This window comes from Ruminococcus sporogenes (assembly GCF_054655175.1).
This window is the reverse complement of sequence record NZ_BAAHOA010000011.1, coordinates 1-3,085: the sequence shown is the minus strand read 5'-3', so window position 1 is coordinate 3,085 and position 3,085 is coordinate 1. Positions and strand designations below refer to the sequence as shown.

Annotated in this window: 1 protein-coding gene; it reads right to left on the bottom strand. The window is 44.6% G+C overall.

Features of this window, described 5'->3' with window-relative positions:
- A partial coding sequence (locus ACYQ0N_RS15130) for a SpaA isopeptide-forming pilin-related protein (protein ID WP_460163152.1) occupies nucleotides 1-3,062 on the bottom strand: 3,062 nt, incomplete at its 3' end.
- Nucleotides 3,063-3,085: the final 23 nt, after the last annotated feature.

The window sequence follows — 3,085 nt, the reverse complement described above, 5'->3', positions numbered from 1 at the left end:
CCGTTCAGGACGTAATGCTCGTCTGTGCCGATTTCCTGAACGTAATATTTTCCGAACGGAAGCTGAACGTCAAATTTTGCGGTCATATTCTCATCAAGGCTGATTTCAGAAATCAGTCCGTCGGCAGGAATAACCGTACCGTCGGCGGCGGTCAGAGCCTCTGCGGCAAACAGTCCGAAGCGGACGTTTGTATACTCGTCTGAATTGCCGATATTAAACAGCCCGTCCTGTTCCATAAGCTTGGAAAGCGTTATTTCTACGCCCTGATATTCATTGAAAAATTCCGCGTTTACCGTATCTCTTATCTCGACTTCCTGTCCCGCATAGGTAAGCTCGATAAATTGCGATTCGCCGTTAAGAACATATCCGTCGGGAGCCTGAATTTCCTTTATTTCATACTTTCCGAGATAGAGCGGATCGGTTTCAGCATAGCCGTTTTCATCTGTTGCGATTTCAGCTACAATGTCTCCTGCGTTTGCTCTTACCGTTCCGTCGGCCGTTATTATGTCCTCGCCTGCAATTATCTGAAATACCGCGCCGGAAAGCTTTCCGTCTGAAAATACCGGAGTGTAGGTCGTAAGGTTTTCTATAGCATTTCCGTTTTCATCGGCATAAGCTGACGAAGCGATATTCACTCCTGCAAAAATATCTCCTGTTTTCTGAACGCTGATTTTTCCCTTTTGAGCCTTGTTGAATTTTTCAACCGTTATAACCTCTTCCTTACCGTCGACCGTAAAGGGAACGGCTTCACTGCCGAGAAAATATCCCTCCGCCGTCTGCACCTCATGAAGCTCGTAATCTCCGTATACAAGCTCGTTGGGGAGCGTTAACGTTCCGCTTTCGTCAGTATAGAATACGTCAAGGATCATTTCCGTCGGATAGTTTATTTTCTGTTCAACATAACGGGAATTTTTACAGTCCCAAACCTTAAAGCCGATACCCGAAACGGGGATCAGATTGCCTGTTTCAGCGTCCTTTTTCACGATCCTGACGTAGGAGGTCAGCGCTGCGTCGTTGATAAGGTAGAAATATTCCTTTTCGTTTTCGCTGATAATTACGTCAAAATCCTCTATCCATTCTGTGTTTTCCCAGCCCTTGGTCTGATGAACCGTATATGTTCCGTAGGGCAGCGTTTTTGTAGCTGCACAGCCGTTTTCATCGCATACAAGATAATCTCTTTCAGAATCCTTTGCGCTTTCATAGCTTCCTGACGATTTAAGGTAAACCTCGAATTCCGCTCCTGCTTCGGGAGTTTCTATCTGCGTCGTTCCGTCGTCGCTGTGCTTAATAATTGAGATTTTGCCTTTGATAACATCTTCGGTTACATTTACTGAAATCAGATTGCTTTCAATGGTGTAATTTTCAGCTTCTGCACCGATTGAATAGACAGTCGGATCAAGCCTGTACCCCTCCGACGGGCTTATTTCCTGAATCGTATAATTTCCGCAGACATATTCCCTTGTTTTGAAATATCCCTTTTCGTCGGTAGTGTAGGTATCGATCAGCTCTCCGTCCCTGTACAGTCCGTAGACCGCTCCCGCAAGGCTTGCATTGCCCTGTGGATCGCCGTTCTCGGAATCCTTTTTTATTACCTCGGCGGTAAATTTCTTAAGAGCGTTTTTAAATGTTTTTGAAACTGTCGCGTCGGCTGTCAAGGTCGCTGTCTGGTCCGCGGGAACAACATATTTAACGGGTACGTTTTTCTCGGAAATGGTGTAAGCGATCTTTTTATTATCCTTATCATATACGGGAATATCGGAAAGAACTGCCGTACCCTCGCCGTTGGTGGTAACAGTATAGGTTTTGCCGCCGCCGGAAATCGTAAAGGTTCTGCCGCCGTTTTCTCCGTCCTCCGACTGCTTGTTTATTTTTATAGCTCCTGTCTTTAACGTATTGGAGAACGAAACGGAAGCTGTTTTGCCCGCCGAAACCGTAACCTTTTTCGTCTGCTGTTTTTCATAACGGGCAGGTACGACCTCGGTTACGGTATATTCTCCCGCAGCAAGATCGGGTATATTTATTTTACCGTTCCTGTCCGTTTTTACCTTATACGTTTTTCCGTTTCCTAAGACGATAAATTCAATATCCGCTACTATACCGTCCTCGGAGGTCTTGATAATTTCAAGCGTTCCGTTTTCTACGCCCTTGACCGCCGCGTAGTATTTTCTCGGATCGGCTTTTAGCTCCGCTAACGTCTGCTTTGAATCGCTTGTAAGCGTCAGGAATCCGGTCAGCTCTCCCGATTCCTTAACGTTGTTCTGAGTCAGAGTAACCACAGCGGTCTTTCCGCTGTCCGCCTTTATTTTTAAAGCGTTTCCCGATTTTGATATAACGGAGCCGTCTGTGACTGCCGCGTCAAAGTCTGATAGAACATTGTTTTTATCGGTAAAAGTATATGTTCCGTCGCTGTTTGCCTGCACTGCATTTTTCTTGGCAGAGGAGGTCGTACTTTTTGCGAACGATATGGATTTTGAATGTTCTTTGATATCGGCTTCATACTCGTAATAGTAACCGCTTACTATCTGAGCGGCATAGTCGCTTTGAAAATTATCAAGAAGCTTTTCAACAGAGGTATAGCCGTTATCAACTCTATTGAAATTTATATCTCTCTGACCTACCAGCGTTTCCCATACAAGTAACTGTGTTGCCGTGTAACGGTAATATGATTCTAACGTATCAAGTTTACCTGTATATGCATAAAGAAAAACTCTGCCTATCAAGCTTCGTATATCATTTGAATCAAGCTCTTTATTTGATACGCTTTCCAAATATTTATTTGTTTCATCTTCGGTATATCCATCTCCGCTTGCAACAGATTTGCCCGGTTCAAGGCAGTATACAGCCCTCATGCTGTCGGCTGTGTGTATCATACACCAGTAATCTTCGGCGCGGACCGTATATCCTTCGCCTATGGTTATATCCTTTTTTGTAGCAAGCGCGTCGGCGTTTTCTATCTGCACTTTTGTTTCCGCCGCAAACGCTGTGAACGCCGCGGGAAGCATGGTCAATATGATCGCGATTACCGATAAAATCGATATTCCTTTTTTCAATACATTCTTCATATACGATTTCCTTTCTTAAACAT